Source organism: Chroococcidiopsis cubana SAG 39.79 (assembly GCF_003991895.1).
Classification (GTDB): Bacteria; Cyanobacteriota; Cyanobacteriia; order Cyanobacteriales; family Chroococcidiopsidaceae; genus Chroococcidiopsis; species Chroococcidiopsis thermalis.
Genome location: NZ_RSCK01000003.1, coordinates 157125 through 174740, shown reverse-complemented (window position 1 = coordinate 174740; position 17616 = coordinate 157125). Strand labels below are relative to the sequence as shown.

Annotated in this window: 13 protein-coding genes; 6 read left to right on the top strand and 7 right to left on the bottom strand. The window is 44.4% G+C overall.

Annotation, left to right across the window (positions count from 1 at the left end; translation table 11 throughout):
- On the top strand, positions 1 to 285 hold a 285-nt coding region (locus DSM107010_RS41055; protein ID WP_241994103.1), incomplete at its 5' end, for an iron uptake porin.
- 217 nt (positions 286 to 502) lie between these two features.
- Here DSM107010_RS41055 and DSM107010_RS03390 read toward each other — a convergent pair.
- The 5 genes from DSM107010_RS03390 to DSM107010_RS03370 all read right to left on the bottom strand — a co-directional run bounded on the left by DSM107010_RS03390 (position 503) and on the right by DSM107010_RS03370 (position 5608).
- Positions 503 to 850 carry a hypothetical protein gene (locus tag DSM107010_RS03390; protein ID WP_127022375.1) on the bottom strand — a complete coding sequence of 116 codons (348 nt, stop codon included), beginning with the start codon at positions 848 to 850 and terminating at the stop codon, positions 503 to 505.
- A 623-nt stretch (positions 851 to 1473) separates the two neighbouring features.
- Entirely contained in the window at positions 1474 to 2985 is a 1512-nt protein-coding gene (gene c2c8, locus DSM107010_RS03385) for a type V CRISPR-associated protein C2c8 (protein WP_106169691.1), read from the bottom strand.
- 404 nt (positions 2986 to 3389) lie between these two features.
- Positions 3390 to 3737: a hypothetical protein gene (locus DSM107010_RS03380; RefSeq protein WP_106169688.1), complete on the bottom strand. Its 348-nt coding sequence runs from the start codon at positions 3735 to 3737 to the stop codon at positions 3390 to 3392.
- 330 nt (positions 3738 to 4067) lie between these two features.
- The gene (locus DSM107010_RS03375) at positions 4068 to 4418 is read right to left on the bottom strand and encodes a hypothetical protein (RefSeq protein WP_106169685.1); all 351 of its coding nucleotides are present in this window, start codon (positions 4416 to 4418) and stop codon (positions 4068 to 4070) included.
- 704 nt (positions 4419 to 5122) lie between these two features.
- Positions 5123 to 5608 (bottom strand): DUF2808 domain-containing protein, encoded by a 486-nt coding sequence (locus DSM107010_RS03370; protein ID WP_106169679.1) that lies wholly within the window; start codon positions 5606 to 5608, stop codon positions 5123 to 5125.
- A gap of 527 nt (positions 5609 to 6135) precedes the next feature.
- On the opposite strand from DSM107010_RS03370, the gene DSM107010_RS03365 reads away from it, so the two are divergent.
- The 5 genes from DSM107010_RS03365 (at position 6136) to rppB (ending at position 14683) form a co-directional block, all read left to right on the top strand.
- The gene (locus DSM107010_RS03365; RefSeq protein ID WP_106167901.1) at positions 6136 to 7818 is read left to right on the top strand and encodes an efflux RND transporter periplasmic adaptor subunit; all 1683 of its coding nucleotides are present in this window, start codon (positions 6136 to 6138) and stop codon (positions 7816 to 7818) included.
- An 11-nt stretch (positions 7819 to 7829) separates the two neighbouring features.
- Positions 7830 to 10949 carry an efflux RND transporter permease subunit gene (locus DSM107010_RS03360; protein WP_106167902.1) on the top strand — a complete coding sequence of 1040 codons (3120 nt, stop codon included), beginning with the start codon at positions 7830 to 7832 and terminating at the stop codon, positions 10947 to 10949.
- Positions 10950 to 11016: 67 nt separating this feature from the next.
- Entirely contained in the window at positions 11017 to 12477 is a 1461-nt protein-coding gene (locus DSM107010_RS03355; RefSeq protein WP_127022372.1) for a TolC family protein, read from the top strand.
- A gap of 150 nt (positions 12478 to 12627) precedes the next feature.
- A complete protein-coding gene (rppA, locus tag DSM107010_RS03350; protein ID WP_106171054.1) occupies positions 12628 to 13332 on the top strand; it encodes a two-component system response regulator RppA in 705 nt (234 codons plus the stop codon).
- A complete protein-coding gene (gene rppB, locus DSM107010_RS03345) occupies positions 13289 to 14683 on the top strand; it encodes a two-component system sensor histidine kinase RppB (RefSeq protein WP_106171057.1) in 1395 nt (464 codons plus the stop codon). The genes rppA and rppB overlap by 44 nt, the downstream gene beginning before the upstream one ends.
- Before the next feature lie 176 nt (positions 14684 to 14859).
- Here rppB and DSM107010_RS03340 read toward each other — a convergent pair whose 3' ends face one another.
- Together DSM107010_RS03340 and DSM107010_RS03335 are read right to left on the bottom strand one after the other, a co-directional pair.
- A complete protein-coding gene (locus DSM107010_RS03340; protein WP_241994101.1) occupies positions 14860 to 16293 on the bottom strand; it encodes a proton extrusion protein PcxA in 1434 nt (477 codons plus the stop codon).
- 194 nt (positions 16294 to 16487) lie between these two features.
- Complete coding sequence (locus DSM107010_RS03335) at positions 16488 to 17402, bottom strand: cation diffusion facilitator family transporter (protein WP_106171027.1); 915 nt, start codon at positions 17400 to 17402, stop codon at positions 16488 to 16490.
- Positions 17403 to 17616: the final 214 nt, after the last annotated feature.

Below are 17616 nucleotides of genomic sequence, written 5' to 3'. Positions count from 1 at the left end.
TCTGCTGACATTTGGAACTGGGCGGCAACCTTAGCCATACAAGATTTGGGTAAAGAAGGCAGCGTACTCGGTCTGATCTTTGGTCAGCCACCCAGAGCAGCTAGTAATGATTTTGGCGGTCGTCGCGACCAAGATACTTCTTATCACGCGGAATTACTCTACCGCTTTCCTATTACCGATAATATTGAGGTCACTCCTGGCGCGATCGTAATTTTCAACCCCGAACATAATAGTGACAACAGCAACATTTATGTTGGAACTATACGAACGACCTTCAAGTTTTAAAGCTTGGTTCTAAGGATTTGTCCTTGCTCGTCTATTTACGAACGGGCAAGGATAGTGCGATCGCAGCGGATTTATGAATGTACTTATAATAAGTTGCGCTCGTGTAGATTGTTGAAAATACTAACTACTAGTGCGATTGCCAAACACCTATATTTGGAAAGCGGATATAGTTTTCCAAATACAGGTTGGTTGTTATTATTTGGCGCTAGGTGTTTTGTTAATCTTTTCTCAAACTTTCTATCTGTGACTTGACGGCTCTGAGGTAGCCTCGATCGGTTGCTGTTTCAGGGGAAACTTTGTTCTTTTTAACTGCACTTTGCACCAGATCTTCAGCACTGACTCTCCCCGCCTCGTAAGCCGCAAGGAATGCACTGTAGCCAGGAATGCCTTGGTCTCGGAAGTAACCTTGATAAGCTAAGTACACTAGATTAAAGGGACGCAGTTGATATCTAACAGGAGTACTGTTTTTTCCACTATCGGCTGCTGCTATCTCAACTCCTAACGTAGGCACATCTGCAATAGAAAACAATAAAACTGATAGACCACCAAGGATGGCTAATTTCATAGCACAAACTCCTGAATAAACACTGGTTCGCTAAATGAGTTCAATTTTGGAGCGGCAGTCTGTAGACATAGATGACGATTGAAAAGTCAGCTTCTTACAAGCATCTAGTAAAAATTCAAACAAAACTACTTTCTTCAACTCGATCTTAGATAACCTGGTTGTAGATGAACTGTGTACTAATACAAGCAGTAAATAGCTAAAGCCAAAATCCGATCTCTACGAAGGAGAGAACCTAGTTGAGGTGTAGCTTCCTTGAATAACGTCGTCTTCAGTTCTAGCTTCGTGTTGTTCAAACTTTTAGTGCAAACTGCTAAACTTCTGAATAGCACTTCTGCAAGGCTGCAAGCCTTTCCTAGTGACTCTCCCAGTTAGTTTAGCTGTAAGAACTTTACAACCTCTTGTGTTCTATGCTTCCGTGGACTGTCGCTCTCCTACAATTCCTACTGACTTCCTACTGATTGACAAGTGAAGTGTTTAAATCCTAAATTCATAAACGCGTTTGATACACAAAGGATTTAAAACTAGTAGTTCTGCTCAAAGAAGTAAGAGCTTCAAAACTAAAAGAATGAAGGCTATTAGTCGCAAAATTAAGCGATCTAAACAAGCGTTCCTTGCAACTTCCACTAATAACTAGAGTTAGCCTCGGACTGATTTTGAAGCAACGGGATTATTTCAGGAATATCCCCTACTCCACAAAAACCGATACTTTCTGAGATAAAGTTGGAGGTTGTCCCTGCATCGCAGAAAAGTCCACCCTGCGGTGGTTCCTGGTTCAACGTCTCAGTAGACTCCCCAGGCGTAAGTTCCCACGCCCAAGCGCGGTACCTTCTAGAGAAGTTTGTTGAATAAACAGCGCGCGACCACTGTATTTGCTCGCGACGCTTCTCAGCACATTGCTTGAGTTCATCAGGTATATCTTTAGGGCTGACCGAAATTAACTTTCGCCCTTGTACTGAAGCCTTCTGTTCGATCAGACCAGAGAGTTGACCTAAGCTATTGTTCAGCAAGCCTTTATTGAACTCTGCTTTGTGGTTTGCACCGTTGTGTTCAAATTCTCCTAATTTATTCACAATTGCTATAGGTTTACGAGCAATTCTCTTAATTTCAGGCTTGACTATAGCAATCGCGTCATATTCTCTCACTAAGTATGTTGAAATTTTGTGATTAGTGGCACGACGACTACGGCGAATCTTTTCATGCAGTCGAGATATCTTCCGCTGGGTCTTAGCTCGGTTTGCTCCTTTGCCAGGATTAATAGGACAACTGAGAAAATGCTCTCCTGAGCTAGGGTTATAAGTAGAAATTGGACAAGTTTTTTGTTGGCGACTGAGCTGGCGTTGGAGTTGCGCCAATTGTTTCTCCATCTTATGGTAAAAGTTTGGCGGCTCCACTACTTTTTCACCATCAGTAGTAAGGTGCGAATAGCCTAGCGATACGCCTACTGCTTTATTGGTCGGCTTTACTTTGTTGACTGGAAAACAACCTGATAACTGTAAGTAATAACCTGAAGGCTCTTTGACTATTTTTAGAGTAACGATGGGTACTGATTTTAACCAACGTCGATCGAGAGTTTTAACCGTTACCTTTCCTAGTTTTGGTAATGTAATTCGCTTCCCTGAAATCTTAATAGGCTTAGCATTATTATTTATCAGGGTTCTAAATTTATCCTTGTACTGCTTGTAACAAGGACGTTGGCGTTTACCTGATTTATAAGCAGTCCATGCGTCAGCCAGAGATTTCAAAGTGCCGGCAACAAATCTACAAGGAACGTCGCAAAACCAGGGCTTATCCGAATGGTTCTTTTGAGCAAAGTAGTAGAGGAGTCCAAAGAAAGTGGGTGACTCTAACACAGGTTTGCGATAAACCTGGGGTATAGGGCAGCTCATTCGGTACGGTTTCTTTTTGGCTATCCGAGTGAAAGCAATAAGTTGCCCAACAGAGTTTCGGTAATATGTCCAGGGAATGGGACAACAGGGAACCCAAGTCTGGGAAACTTTATCCCAAGTACTAAAGCTGTTAAATTCCTCTACCAAGTGTAATCCTTGATTCCAAATCCATCGCTGAATGGCAAGCCAGCTATCGACTTTTGCCTGTTGGTAACGATTGAGATTTAACTTGAATTCGACAGTCCGCATGATATACCAAGTTTCCCTTCCAAGCAGTGGAGACACATCAGGCAGCAGGAGTAGAAAATGTACAAAGCGAAGCAGTGTAGAAAAAAGAGAGTTATGGAAGTAGTAACGTAAACTAACTTCTCAATCGCGCTACTTCTTGAGCAAAATACTCAGTGGATATACAACTTAATAAATTGACATCTTTAAATGAAATCACGATGAAATAAATTTCAGTCAAAGAAAGCCGTTATCGCACTAGATCTTTCCTGATTCACCTTCTCAAAGCACAGTCTATTATCTTCAAAGCAGATTGCTTTTTCTTGGCTGATTGAGTAAAGCTTGTAAGCTAAAGTATTTCAACTAGACCAATGTGTCAAACAGCTATTACTAGATTGTTGTAAGCCTAACAAACTTGTTACTCTTGCCTAACGTTTACTTAACGAAAATAGTTGAGCTTCAACAGCTCTCAGATATCTTTTATTATTTAAGGCTTGAACTGAAAGTTTGTTTCTTTCAACTGCGCTTTGAACGAGTTTTTTGGGGGTTATTCTACCCATCCTGTAAGCTGAGAGGAAAGCACCGTAGCCAGGTATACCTTGGTCTCGGAAGTAACCTTGATAAGCCATATGGACTAGGTTAAAGGGTTTTAGCTGACTAATAGTAGCAGCGTTGTTTGCTGTGTTGGTGACTGCTGCTATCTCAGCTTTCACTGTAGGTGCAGTTGCAGCAGAAATCAGCAAAACTGATAAGCTACTGAGTAGAAAAAATTTCATGAGCGTAAAATCCTAAACAAACTTCGCCTAACTGAAGAAGTTCAAGCTTGATACTGAAGTCTGTCACTACTGCAAGCGAAAAATAACTTTTTAAGTCTCAGTTGAGCTTGGAATAAAATTTCTGTTAGCTTTGCCTTAACAAATCAAGTAGTTTTTCAAGCAGCAAGCAAACAAAATCAAGTTTCAAAGTGATTGGAGCAGAGAACTAAGTATAGACTCAGCCTCAGATCGATTCTTGTAATGAAGATTGAGGCAGAACTGTCATGGAGTTGGCGAAAAAACAACCCTTTTTTACAACCAGTAGCCTCAATCCACATCTAGCATCATTTTTTAGGGTGTGGTTGACGGTATAGTCACCGACCCTGGTGCCGATTGTTGCTCAGAACTATCTGGCTCTTGATTTTGCTGGGTTGGTACTTCAGATGGCGAGCTAGGTTGTTCTGTTGATGAAGTGCTAGGCATCTGTTGTTCGCTCGCTCGGGCTGCATCACACTTTTTCATAGCTGCGATTCTTTCCCTAGTACCTCCCCCAGTAGGTCTGGCTGGGGGAATGGATTGACAAGCTCCTTTATTAGATCTATTCGAGCTTTCTGCATAGGCAGCAGAACCGAAAAAAGTGTTAGTAAAGCCGATCGCAGGTATAGCTAGGACGAATACGGTACCAATAACAAATCCTTTCATGACAAAACTCCAAATGAAGAGGTGAAATAGCAAGAATAGTCAGACTAAATGCGGGATAAAAGTTTAGTTTTCCCACGCTAACTCTTAACGGTTAAAAATTGAGGCTTCGCTGATAAGTCCTGCAATCAGAGAAAATTTCCCGATCGGATGAGGACTCGTTTGAATCTGAACCATACTGATTTTTCGGTTGGCATTCATTCCAATACTTCCACCGTATGCTGGGTAAGCCAAGTGAACACTGACAAATGCTCTGCCTAAAAATTGAAAGTGCCGTTCCCGTAGACACTGATTGAACAAAAGCTGCCATAGGTCTAGCTCAAGTTTTGCACAAACCTAAAGTTAGAACTAGCTGTTAGTTATTCCGATCGCTCTAGTTATACCTGAGTGAAAACGATTATACTAGCAATTGTCTTTGAGACTAACAAACAAGCTTAGCTGCAAATCTTAACCTAGATTAGTCAACTAAAAATTCTTATCCGACCAATTTCTCAGTTTTTTTAGTTAATTAGAATTGACTGATTTGGTCGAAAGAAGTCGTTTGAAGATACAACAGAATATTAGTATCTGAGTACCTATGCATTCGAGTCCGAACCTAAGATTAACGTCTTCCTTAAAGAAAGGCAGCAGCTCATCCCTTTATTTACTATCTTGACAGCTTTAGATGAATTTAGGGTGAAATATTAAAATTCACTCCCAGAATTGTCTCATCGGTAAAACCGAAAGCGAGCAAACCCGATAGGTAGATCTGCATTGATGCCAACGAGTCTAGCATGAACCTTGTATAACCAAGCATTGGTAACGCCTGAAATTTTTACATCTCTCATAGCAATCTTGAGTTCAGTTCCAGGATTGACAGGTGTAGGAAATGCTAATGTGACTTTATTACCTTCAACAGAAACATTTGTATCAACTTGGCGACCAGATTGGTCAAACACACCGATCTTACTTTTGTTTTTGACAGTCAAACCAGCGGGGACGCTAATGGTCAACTGGGAGAGAGGTTTACTCTCTTGAGGGATCTGCAAACGAAAAGTGTGTCTAACAATTTTCCATCTGCTTTGAGGAAATTGGACGGAGCTAACAATACGTGGAACCTTTGCAGGAGCTGTTACGGAAGTTCCGTAAGCAGATGGAACCGCTGTTGCGACTGTCAAAGTAAACGTAGCAGCATAAATTAGGGCTTCGATCATTTTGACTCGACTTTACTACAGAGTCGGCTAAATCAACTGAGATTTTAGGTTTACTTGAATTAAATCGACCTTTACGTAATCAAACTAACAGAAGATTATGAAATAGAAATGAAATTTTAGTCGATCAAAATTAAAATTATCAATTTAGGCAATGATTGATAGATCTGACGAAAACTAGTATTTGTGAATGGTACTATGTCAAAATACGCAAAATAGTTAGAAATGATAAAAATAAATGGATTGACTTTACCTGAAAAAACAATAATGCTGCAAATGTTAATGGCGATGGCTTCCAACCATCCGTAGCACAAAAAAATCATCTGTTCCTATAGAAATTTCATCTCTATTTCATAGTTATGTGAAACAATAGGTGTTTAGCGTTCGCCTGTCACTTCTCAAATTCAGATTTAGCCGATCGGCAAGGTTTTGGCTTTTTCCTCTCGCGCAATATTAGTAGGATCTCTCCATGCTCCGAGCTATTAAAGTTTGCCTTTCACCTAGCTCAATTTAAAACAAAGGATTTCTAGATGCCTTACAAAATGAACCTTTCTCGAATACAGCGGGAGGCATTTTCTGGAGTTTTCCTAAGCCTGCTGCTTCTAACCCCAGATACTAAAGTTCTTGCTGACGCAGGGCATGGAGGCTCTGAGTTTCAGGGCGGTAGCAATGCAAGTCAAATGACTGAACCGATTCCAATTGATACTAGCATTGCAGCACAATTAGGAATTAAGGTAGAGCCTGTCATCCAACAGCGACTGGCAACTGGTATTAAAGCCACAGGTCAGATTGAAACTTTGCCGAATCGTCGGGTAGACGTGACGACTCCGGTAGGGGGGACAGTAATCAAACTGTTAGTCAGTCCAGGGGAACAGGTGAAAGTAGGTCAGGCGGTTGCCATTATGACTAGCCCAGACTTGGCAGAACTTCGCACCAGTGCTTTGGACAGACAGGCAGAGGCGATCGCCAGCGTACAGCAAGCACAAGCAGACCTAAGGCTGGCGCAACAAAATTACGTACAGCAGCAGAAGATAGCTGCTACTGACATTCAGCAAGCCCAGACTGCCCTAAATTTTGCACAGGAGAGGTATGACCGAGACAAGGAGTTACTAGATAGGCGTGCCATTCCCCGACGGCAGGTGTGGGAGTCTGAAACTCAACTGGCAGTTGCAAAAGCAGCCCTTGCCAAAGCCCAAAGCCGCTTGCAGGTTTCAGAGGCACAGGCACAACTAAAGCGCGCCCAGTCGGGACTGGAAGTAGCGCGATCGCGGGTAGCACTGAGCAATCAAACTTATCAAACCCGACTCCGGCAGTTGAGAGCTACCCCTAATGCAGATGGCACGATAACCATTAAGGCTCCTATTTCTGGTGTTGTAGCTAACCGAGAAGCGACGATAGGTGAATCAGGACAGGATGCAGGCAAGAGGATCATGACGATTGTCGATGGTAGTGGAGTTTTCGCCACGGCAAATATTTACGAAAAAGACAGTAATCAAATCAAAGTTGGTCAAACAGTACGAATAAAAATTGACAGCTTGCCAAATCGTACATTTAGGGGACGGGTAGCAGTGATCGGTTCGGCGATCGAAGGAGAAAACCGCATTGTTCCAGTGAGAACAGAACTAGACAATCCAGGTGGCGTGCTGAAGCCAGGAATGTTCGCTCAGTTAGAGATTTTGACCGCTCGCACTCCAACAGCAGTACTGGCGGCTCCCAGTGCAGCGATCGTGGAAGCGGGCGGCAAAGATATTGTCTACGTCCAAAAAGGTAATACTTATCAGCCTACTGAAGTGACACAGGGGCGTACCGCTGACGATTTGATCGAAATAAAAAGTGGAATATCTGCTAGCGATCGCATTATTACTCAGGGTGCGCCCCTCCTCTATGCCCAATCTCTACGAGGCGGCGGCAAGAAAGAAGGGGAAGACTCTCACGGTGAAGAATCAGGCTCCCCTAGTGAAGAGGCAAAATCCCCAAGCTCCTCTCCTTTACCCTGGTGGCTCATCCTACCCTTGGGTGGGGCAAGCCTGGCTGGAGCTTTCTGGGTGGGTTCATTCTGGACAAAGCGTCGTCTTCGGTCTAACCCGATTTCCCAGGTTGATTCAGGTGTTTACGAAACTGGAGTCGATCTAGATGGCTCCAAATCAAATGGCTCATTTCCCTTTGAGCATGGAGATGAGAAACCTGAAGCAAGCCGAAATCCCCATCAATAGCTGAATTAACTATGCTGAATTCCATTGTTAAATGGTCAATTGCCCAACGCTGGCTGGTCGTCATTGCTTGGATTATTGTGGCTGTGTGGAGCTTGCAGTTGCTGCTCCAGATGCCCCTGGACGTGTTTCCCACCTTTGCACCGCCGCAGGTAGAAATCCTTACGGAAGCCCCTGGCTTTGCACCAGAAGAAGTAGAGTCTCTGGTAACTCTCCCGATTGAGAGCGCCATTAATGGTACTCCAGGAGTAGAATCCGTTCGTTCCTCTTCTGGAGTTGGATTATCTCTAGTGCGAGTTGTATTTAACTGGAGTACGGATATTTATAAAGCTAGACAATTAGTGACTGAGCGGGTACAGCAGGCGCAGGGTAAATTACCGGAAGGTATAGAGCGCCCCGAACTTGCTCCTGTTAGTTCGCCCATTGGTACCATTCTCAAAATTGCCTTCACTGCTGATACTACACCGATGATGGACGTACAGCGGATTGTGAACTGGCAAGTCAGAAACCGCCTGCTGGCGGTACCAGGGGTGACTCAAATTACCGTTTGGGGCGGCGATGTCCGCCAATACCAGGTGCTGGTCGATCCTGCCAAGCTAAGGGCGTTTAACGTCACTCTGGCAGAAGTTACTAAAGCAGTTGAAGAGGCAAATGTCAATGCTCCAGGTGGGTTTTTGATCGATCCAGACCGAGAATTTTTGATTCGGGGGACTGGTCGCTTGCAATCGATCGATCAGCTGAAGAAAGCCGTAGTGACGGAGCGCGATAGTGTTCCCGTGCTGCTCGATAACGTTGCCAACGTACAGATCGGGGCGGAATTAAAGCGGGGAGATGCCAGCTTTAATGGAAAAAAAGCAGTTCTTCTTGTGGTAAACAAGCAGCCAGCGGCTGATACAGTCACCGTGACAAAAGCCGTGGAAGCCGCGTTGGAAGAAATAAAACCTGGTTTGCCCAAGGATGTAAAAATTACTACAACCTACGACCAAGAGAGCTTTATTGAAGCCTCCGTCAAAAACGTGGAAGAGTCGTTGCGGGATGGCGTGATTATCGTCTCAGTCGTCCTAATTTTGTTTTTGATGAACTGGCGTACGGTGGTAATCAGCCTGAGCGCCCTGCCCTTATCTCTCCTATTAGGGATGGCAGTTCTGAAATTGACAGGGGATGGGATCAACACTATGACACTAGGGGGGCTGGTGGTTGCCATCGGCTCAGTAGTGGACGATGCGATTGTAGGTATGGAAAACGTCTACCGTCGCCTGCGGGAAAATCAACAAGAAGGGAATCCCGTACCGCCACTACAAGTAGTCTTTGACGCATCGGTGGAGGTACGCGTCAGTATCTTGCTGGCATCAGTGATTATTGTGATAGTTTTCGCTCCGATCTTCTTTCTAGAAGGCGTGGAAGGGCGAATTTTTACGCCAATGGGAGTAGCTTATCTGCTGTCAATTATTGCCTCGACGGTGGTAGCACTCTCCTTGACCCCAGCCCTTTGTGCCTTAATGCTAGTAAATCGGCAGTTACGTGAAGAAGAAACCTGGATATCGCGTTTGTCTGCCCGCTTGTATCGTCCGGCGCTGCTGTTCTCGTTGCATCGCCCTAAATTGGTTCTATTGACGGCAATAACTGCTTTTGTAGCCTCTATGGTTATTCTAAGCGGAGTGGGACAGGTGTTTCTGCCGGAGTTTCAAGAACCTTCACTTGTGGTGGCGATGAACCTTTATCCAGGCGTATCTTTGGATACGACGAATCGCGCTGGTGCAGTGCTGGAGAACAAATTTAAAGACGACCCCAGATTTACAGCACTCCAGTTGCGTCCGGGTCGCGCGCCAGGAGACACCGAAGGGGCAGGGGTAAACTTTGCTGAGTTGGATGTGGAGCTAAGCGAAGAAGGCATGAAAGACCGAGAGGCAACGATTGAAGCCCTGCGAACTGAATTTGAAAAACTCCCTGGTGTAGCTGCTAATGTTGGTGGCTTTTTATCTCACCGGATTGATGAAATTCTCTCTGGAGTGCGGTCGGCGATCGCCGTTAAGGTTTTTGGACCAGATCTAGAACAACTGCGGACGCTGGGAGGACAAATTCAATCGGTGATGAGTAGCGTGCCAGGTGTCGTCGATCTGCAACTAGAACCCCAAGTTCCTGTCAAACAGGTTCAGATCGAGTTTGACCGAGATGCCGCTGCTAGGTACGGCTTGACGGTAGGGCAAATTTCTGAAACGCTGGAAACTGCCTTGAATGGACGGGTTGTCTCTCAGGTTCTCGAACAGCAGCAGGTGTTTGATTTGCTAGTGTGGCTGGAGCCAAAGGCGCGACGAGATCTGCAAACGATTCGAGAGCTACTGATCGATACCCCCGAAGGTCGAAAGATCCCTTTAGCACAGGCAGCACAGGTCGATTATGGTACGGGAGCTAACACGATTAACCGAGAAAGTGTTTCTCGCCGGATTCTTGTTTCTTCTAATGTGGACGGTCGAGACCTCGGTTCCGTAATTCAGGAAATTCGTGACAAGGTTAAGCGGGAAGTGACACTACCACCTGGCTATTTCATTGAGTATGGCGGTCAATTTGAGTCGCAAGAGCGCGCCACACAAACCTTACTGGCGATCGGCGCTTTGGCGCTAGCGGTCATTGCGATATTAATCTATTTCTCGGTTGGTTCCATTCCTGCTACGGTGATGATTATGCTCAACCTACCCTTGGCGATGATTGGGGGTGTGTTCACTCTAGCACTGAGCGGTGGCATTCTATCCGTAGCCTCAATGGTCGGATTCATCACGCTTTTCGGCGTCGCCATTCGTAACGGACTGTTGTTGGTTGACAACTATAACCATCGACTGGCAGCCGGACTCCCGCTGCACGACGTGTTGATCGAGGGGTCAATGGAGCGCCTAGTTGCTATTTTAATGACTGCTCTATCGTCTGCCTTTGGTATGGTGCCACTGGCGTTTGGCTCTGGTCCGGGTAAGGAATTGCTACAACCCCTAGCAGTGGTTGTTTTGGGTGGTATGTTTACCTCAACCGCTCTGACGCTGCTAGTGATTCCAGCCTTATACGCGCAGTTCGGTAAATTTGTTCTCCCCAAGAAAGTTTCTAACGCTGCTCGATCGCGGGTGGCAGAACAATTGAGTACCTAAAGTTATAGCATTTTTCATGACTATTTCATCCCCTAGTGGAAGGGTGTTTCAAACTGACAGAAAACTTATGTTTAGTGCTCGTTTTGTGGTATTGACGATTGTCAGTGCAATCTTTAGTTCTACTCAGTCTCTATCCGCGATCGCCCAATCCAAACCAATTTCTCCAACTGTCTCAAAAAGCCAGACTGTCCAACTGCCGGATTCGCTCAATCCAAGTCCGAATCCGCTCGACCTTCCAACTAGTCCAGAACAAGTTCGATCCCAACAGGCACAGCCAATTACTTTGCAACAGGCGATCGCGTTGGCACGAAAGAACAATCGGGATCTCCAGATAGCAAGACAAACCTTGCAGCGCAGTCAAGCTGCTTTAAGACAAGTGCAGGCAGCTCAATTACCCACATTAAACACTCAGGCAGAAATTGCCAACGAACGGACTGCCAGAGAGACTCTTGACGACTTGAAATATCTAAATGAAAAATCCTCTCCTGCTAACGTTCTCAGCGGTACCATAGAAGTTGGTTACGACATCTTTACTGCTGGTAGAAGACCTGCGAGAATTAGATCTGCCCAAGAGCAAGTACGTCTCGAGCGACTAGAGGTAGAGCGACTGAGCGAGCAAACTCGCCTTGATGTCACAAATACTTACTACGATCTCCAAGAAACCGACGAACAGGTACGAATTTCCCAGGCTGCTGTTACTAATGCCCGCAGGAGTTTACAAGATGCTATCTCATTAGAAGAAGGCGGTTTGGGTACTGGATTTGATGTCGTGCGTGCCAGAGTGCAGCTTGGCAATGCAGAGCAGGAGCTGATCGACGCTCAAAGCCAGCAAGATATCGCCCGTCGTCGATTAGTAGAATTGTTGAGTTTGAGCGAAACAGTAGATGTAAGTGCTGCCGATCCAGTGCGGCAAGCAGGCAGATGGACGCTATCGCTTGAGGACAGTATTTTGCTGGCGTATAAAAACAGAGTAGAGCTGCAACAACAGCTAGCGCAACGGAGAATTGCCCAGCAGCAAAGACGAATTGCTCTAGCTGGTGTAAGACCGCAGGTTAGTCTGTTTGCCAATTATCAAATATTGGATGACTTTAACGACGAATTTAGTTTCAAAGATGGATATGCAGCAGGAGCCAGGCTGCGCTGGAACTTCTTTGATGCCGGAACTGCTAGATTTGGTGCAGCACAGGAGGATGCCAACCGAGCGATCGCTGAAACTCGTTTCGCTCAAACTCGCAATCAAATTCGTTTTCAGGTGGAGCAGGGATATAAAAACCTCCAGGCAAATGCCCGCAGCATTCAAACTGCCACCGCTGCATTGCAACAGGCTCAAGAGGGTTTAGAAATTGCCCGCGTGCGCTTTCAAGGAGGAGCTGGTACTCAATTAGACGTAATTGCTGCCGAAAACGATCTGACACGAGCGGATGTGAATCGGCTGAATGCAATTTTAAATTATAACCGCGCTCTGGCAACGCTACAACGCGCCGTTAGTAATTTTTCTAAAAGTAAATCTACCAACTCTTTTGAGTAAATAGAAGAAAGCAGGAAAAGCAATGCAATCGCCAGTAGCTTTTCTTGTACCGTTGAAATTTTGCAGGATTTGGAATGCGTTCAATGGAAAACATTACTGGAACTCAAACGCATCTTCATAGAAACGATGGCTAGGACGAAGTAGGTTGTTATGCGAATTCTATTAGTGGAGGATGAGCCGGATTTAGGTGATGCAATTAGGCAAAGGTTAAAGCAAGAGCGGTACGTTGTTGATTGGGTTTTAGATGGCGATGAAGCTTGGATGTATCTAGAAACATACTGGGCAGAGTATACACTAGCTATCTTCGACTGGTTACTGCCAGGGCTATCAGGCTTAGAACTGTGTCGGCGGCTGCGGCTGCGGAATAATTCGATGCCAATTTTAATCCTAACAGCTAAATGCGATCTTAGCGATCGAGTGACTGGGCTAGATGCAGGGGCAGATGATTATCTGGTAAAACCGTTTGGCATGGCAGAACTGCTGGCACGGTTGCGGGCATTGCAGCGCAGATCGCCTCAGATCCAACCCCAGCAACTTCAAGTTGGCGATCTGATTCTAGATTACGGCACTCACACTGTCTGTCATCAGAAGCAAAGCGGTGACAGGCAGTTTCTTTTACTGACACCAAAGGAATTTCAACTGTTAGAATGTTTTATGAAGCGCCCTAACCAGGTGATCGGCGGCGAGCAAATTGTCAAGCTCATTTGGACGGCAAGTACAGAACCAACTAGTAACGTTCTAGCAGCCCAAATCCGTCTGCTACGGCGCAAACTGGCAGAAATTGGCAGTAGTTGCTCGATTGAAACTCTCTATGGCATGGGATACCGTTTCAACATCATCCTCGCTCCAGAATAGGCTATTTCTACTGACTCGCTGGCGACTGGCAGGAATATATGCTAGTGTTGTCGGGCTGATTTGCACTCTAGCTGGATTTATTCTTTATCACGCGATCGCCCATACAGGTCTGGCTGCTATAGATCGAGAACTGGAGTCTGTAGCAAGTACGCTGCACGATAGCCTCGAACCAAGCCTAGTTTACCCTAATCGCGTAAGACCGGACGCTCAAAAAATCCTACCAAGTCTATGCACGGATGGGATCGGCTGCTTAACGCGAACAGCAGTAGCCAAGTCTCATTCTACAAATATCTTTGACCAAAGCAACTACTACCTACGTTTATTAGACACCTCTGGAAACCTGGTTGCCGTAACAGGTTTTCACCCTACGGGGCTGCCAATTTTGCTAGAACAGGACACTTGGCAAATCCTCCAAAACCGCGATGGTCGGCGTTATCGTCAAATTTCTTTATCTCTTCATCCTAACAAGAATCTGCTTTGGGGATACATCCATGTGGGGCGATCGCTGGAGGACTTCGATCGGTCGCTTGCTTACTTGCAATTAATTCTATTAGCAGGGATACCAATTGGCATCATTGTGATCGGAGCTTCAGCTTGGTGGTTTTCAGGAGTAACGATCCAACCCATTTATAGTTCTTATTTAAAAATGCGACAGTTTACAGCTGACGCTGCACATGAATTGCGGACTCCCATAGCAACGATCCAAGCCACAATGGAAAACAAAAGCCAGATCGAGCAGCCTTGGTCCGAGCAAGAGATAGAGAACGCTCTAACAACCATCGAACGTCAGAATAATCGCCTTTCTCGATTAGTTGAGGATCTTTTGTTACTTTCGCGAATGGAAAATCCGGCAAAAACATTGCACAAACAGCAAGCGTTAGTAATGAAACTGAGTTCCTGTAATTTAAACGAATTAGTCAGTGATGTAGTAGAAGGATTTTCTATTCTGAAAATTGCCGCTACTTTAAAGCTAACAGCTGATATACGGGTACGCCAAGCCCTTTACGCGATCGGAGATGAAGAGCATCTCGGTCGCTTAATTTCTAACTTAGCGAGCAATGCAATGCAGTACACCCCCCCAGGGGGTAGAGTCACGATCGTTCTAGACCGACACGAGCATTGTGCCATCATTCAGGTTGTAGACACGGGCATCGGCATTGCTTCCGAACACCAAGCTCGAATTTTCGACCGCTTCTATCGCGTGAATAGCGATCGCTCTCGCCAGTCGGGGGGTACTGGATTAGGTCTAGCGATTGCTCAAGCGATCGTCCAAGCACATCATGGCAGCATTCAGGTTCAAAGTGAGTTGGGTAGAGGAAGTACGTTTACTGTTCGGCTACCCTTAAACTAAGGCATTGCCGCATGACACAATAGCGTTAAGTCAGTTCGCGTCCGAGGAGTTGCTTGCGATCGCAACTTGATTTTATACCTTAGCGCGAAGCCATCTTAGTAACTTTTTTCCTTCTACGCCGCTAATGAATTCGTGTCGTTCGTCGAGCTAAAATTTCAATCTACAGTGGATTCATCTTATTCATTCATATTGCGGTAAGTAGCAACTGCCGAGGGTGAAACGCGATTAAGGTAACGAAAGATCCAATACTTAAAGATCACATCCAAGACCACTGGGAAAGTGGCTATGAACATAAAAACAAAATCTTTATTTTCTGGAAGACCGAAATGCTGTAAAGTATTTTCCAAAATTACTTCCCAACCATGCGAAGAGTGAAAGCCGACAAATAGATCGGTAAGCAGGATAATTAAAAATGCTTTGGCAGAATCACTTAATCCATAAACTATTTCATCAATAAAAGACTTAAATATTGCTATCTCTCGTTTTCCTATTACAAGTAAAGCCACAAACGTAGCCACTGACAGTAGATCTGCAAAAATACTTTTAAGTGCGTTATTACTCTCAAGGTTATATTTTTGAGCTAGTTCAGAAGCTTTTTGTTTTAACTTTTTCTCTGTAATTTCTGGAGTAAGAGCTAGAGATTCTCCAGCTAAAAAATCAAAACGAAGTTTCTCTTCAAAATTTTTTAATTCAGTAAGTGCTCTTTCTTCCTGAGAAGAATTCAAATAAATATTTGATTGGTTATTATTCCAAAATGAATTTACCAAAGGACTTATTATAATCCCTTTAGCTAGCTGATTCATTAAAAAAGGTACTAGAACAAGAATTAATAAATAACGTATAGAAACGATGGTTCGGTATCGAGAGCGGCGGAACTCTTGAATCACCTCAGTTTCTGCATTTGGGTTCAAGTTCCTTTTGAGTTTTTCTATAGTTCGACCAATGGAACGGGGAATAACGCTAGGTTCATCAAGCGATGTCCTTGATGCCGATTTTTTTTCTGAGATGAGTTTATTAAATTTATCTTGCAGTGCTTGAATCTTTTTCATAGGAATTTGTTCGCTAGGCTTAATTAAAGAAGTGTCGCTAGCTGTGTCACTTATTTGAGATATTAAATTGCACTCAACTTTATTTTTTGAATTTGAGAATTTGTATTTAATAAGAACTTCCTCAATAAAAATTAGTTTTTCTACTGTTTTACAAGTAACGGCTTTTACTTCTATAGTCTGACGATTATCTGTTATGTCCTCTTGTACCAGTTCAATAATATTTGAATTTTTACTATAAGAAGAAATATTTATAATGAATAGATTGATAATAGAACGGCTTAGTTTAAATTCCGATAATCTGGTCTGAGCAATTTGTAGATATTTAGACAATTCAGATTCAATATAGTTAACAACATTATCGCTATAATCATCCAGTGATGAGACTTGCCCACCTCTAAGGTATTCATTTTCTATTCTTTCGATCTCAAGTGCTGCATTATAAGCTGCATTCAGAGAACGTTCGGGGGTTTGCCACAGCCAATCGATAGCATCATGCCAATACTTTTTCATAAGAAAAAGAGCGTAATTTTCAAATGATAATTGATTGATAGCTTTATTCAATAAGAAGGGAGCTATCAATCAATATATTGACAGAATTCTATGAAATAGAAATGAAATTTTTGCTTGTTAAAGAACTCTATTTTTAAAAATTCTCTGTAGAATTTTTGCAATTACAATACACCACTTGGAGATAACTTAGTAACTGGAAGTTTTTAACAGTAATGCTGTAGTTATTCCTCTCGCTACACCCAGCTTTAAACAACATTATCTGGAGCGAAAGGACATGGGGAACTGGGATCGCCAGTCTCGATTTGCAGAGTGGGGTGATCGATGCCAAAAAGCTCGTGAAGCTCTCGGACTACTCGTACTAAAAAAGCATCACCAGGATGTCCTGCGGGCATGACCAGGTGAGCCGTGAGTGCTGTCTCTGTAGTACTCGTTGCCCAAATATGCAGGTCGTGGACTTGAATCACGTCGGGAAGTTCAGCTAGATATTTGCGGACAGCCAATGGTTCTATGCCTACTGGAACTGCATCTAAGATGAGATTGAAAGATTCCTGGAATAGTTGCCAGGTACCAACTAAGATTATCAGTGTAACAACCAAACTCACAGCTGGGTCTAACCAAAGCCAGCCCGTAGCAACGAGCGCAATGCCAGTCAGTACAACCCCTACAGATACCGCAGCATCCGCAACTAAGTGAAGGAATGCACCTCTGATATTCAAGTCCCGCTTGCGCCCCGACAAGAACATCAAAGCGCTGCCCGTATTAATCGCAATTCCGATCGCCGCCACTGCAATCACCGTTCCTCCCGCTACCGGAGCAGATTCGCGAAACCGTTGGATTGCCTCCCAGCCAATACCACCTGCAACAACTAGGAGAGAGACAGCGTTCAACAGCGCCGCCAAAATGGAAGAGCGTCGCAGCCCATACGTGCGACGTTGTGTTGTCTTTCGGCGGACGAGAATGCTTGCTCCCCAAGCTAGCAGCAGCCCCAAAACATCACTGAGATTATGTCCTGCATCAGCAAGTAGGGCGAGGGAGTTAGCAATAATACCGTAAACTGCCTCCACAATGACAAACCCTGTATTGAGAGCAACGCTGATGATAAAGGCACGGTTGTAATTAGCCTGTCTGTGGTTATGTCCGCGACTGTTCTGCTGAGACATGATTTTCTAGCGATCGCAAGCTTTAAATAAATTAACATTATCGGCGATCGAGCTAAAGCCAGAAATTGCCTCTAAACTCGACCTTGAAAGTTAAATCTTCCAGACTCTAGAAGCTGAACGTGATTGTAACTAAGAGTGTTAACCTAAATCCAGTCGAAGCACGCATCATAATTCTGGTAAGGTGCTACTGAAAAGTATGCTGCATTTGTTTACT

Excerpts from the sequence above, each read along its gene's own strand:
- rppB (WP_106171057.1), top strand. The coding sequence starts at position 13,289 with ATGGCATGGGATACCGTTTCAACATCATCCTCGCTCCAGAATAGGCTA.
- DSM107010_RS03375 (WP_106169685.1), bottom strand. The coding sequence starts at position 4,418 with ATGAAAGGATTTGTTATTGGTACCGTATTCGTCCTAGCTATACCTGCG.
- DSM107010_RS03370 (WP_106169679.1), bottom strand. The coding sequence starts at position 5,608 with ATGATCGAAGCCCTAATTTATGCTGCTACGTTTACTTTGACAGTCGCA.
- DSM107010_RS03335 (WP_106171027.1), bottom strand. The coding sequence starts at position 17,402 with ATGTCTCAGCAGAACAGTCGCGGACATAACCACAGACAGGCTAATTAC.
- DSM107010_RS03365 (WP_106167901.1), top strand. The coding sequence starts at position 6,136 with ATGCCTTACAAAATGAACCTTTCTCGAATACAGCGGGAGGCATTTTCT.
- DSM107010_RS03380 (WP_106169688.1), bottom strand. The coding sequence starts at position 3,737 with ATGAAATTTTTTCTACTCAGTAGCTTATCAGTTTTGCTGATTTCTGCT.
- DSM107010_RS03360 (WP_106167902.1), top strand. The coding sequence starts at position 7,830 with ATGCTGAATTCCATTGTTAAATGGTCAATTGCCCAACGCTGGCTGGTC.
- DSM107010_RS03355 (WP_127022372.1), top strand. The coding sequence starts at position 11,017 with ATGTTTAGTGCTCGTTTTGTGGTATTGACGATTGTCAGTGCAATCTTT.
- c2c8 (WP_106169691.1), bottom strand. The coding sequence starts at position 2,985 with ATGCGGACTGTCGAATTCAAGTTAAATCTCAATCGTTACCAACAGGCA.
- rppA (WP_106171054.1), top strand. The coding sequence starts at position 12,628 with ATGCGAATTCTATTAGTGGAGGATGAGCCGGATTTAGGTGATGCAATT.
- DSM107010_RS03390 (WP_127022375.1), bottom strand. The coding sequence starts at position 850 with ATGAAATTAGCCATCCTTGGTGGTCTATCAGTTTTATTGTTTTCTATT.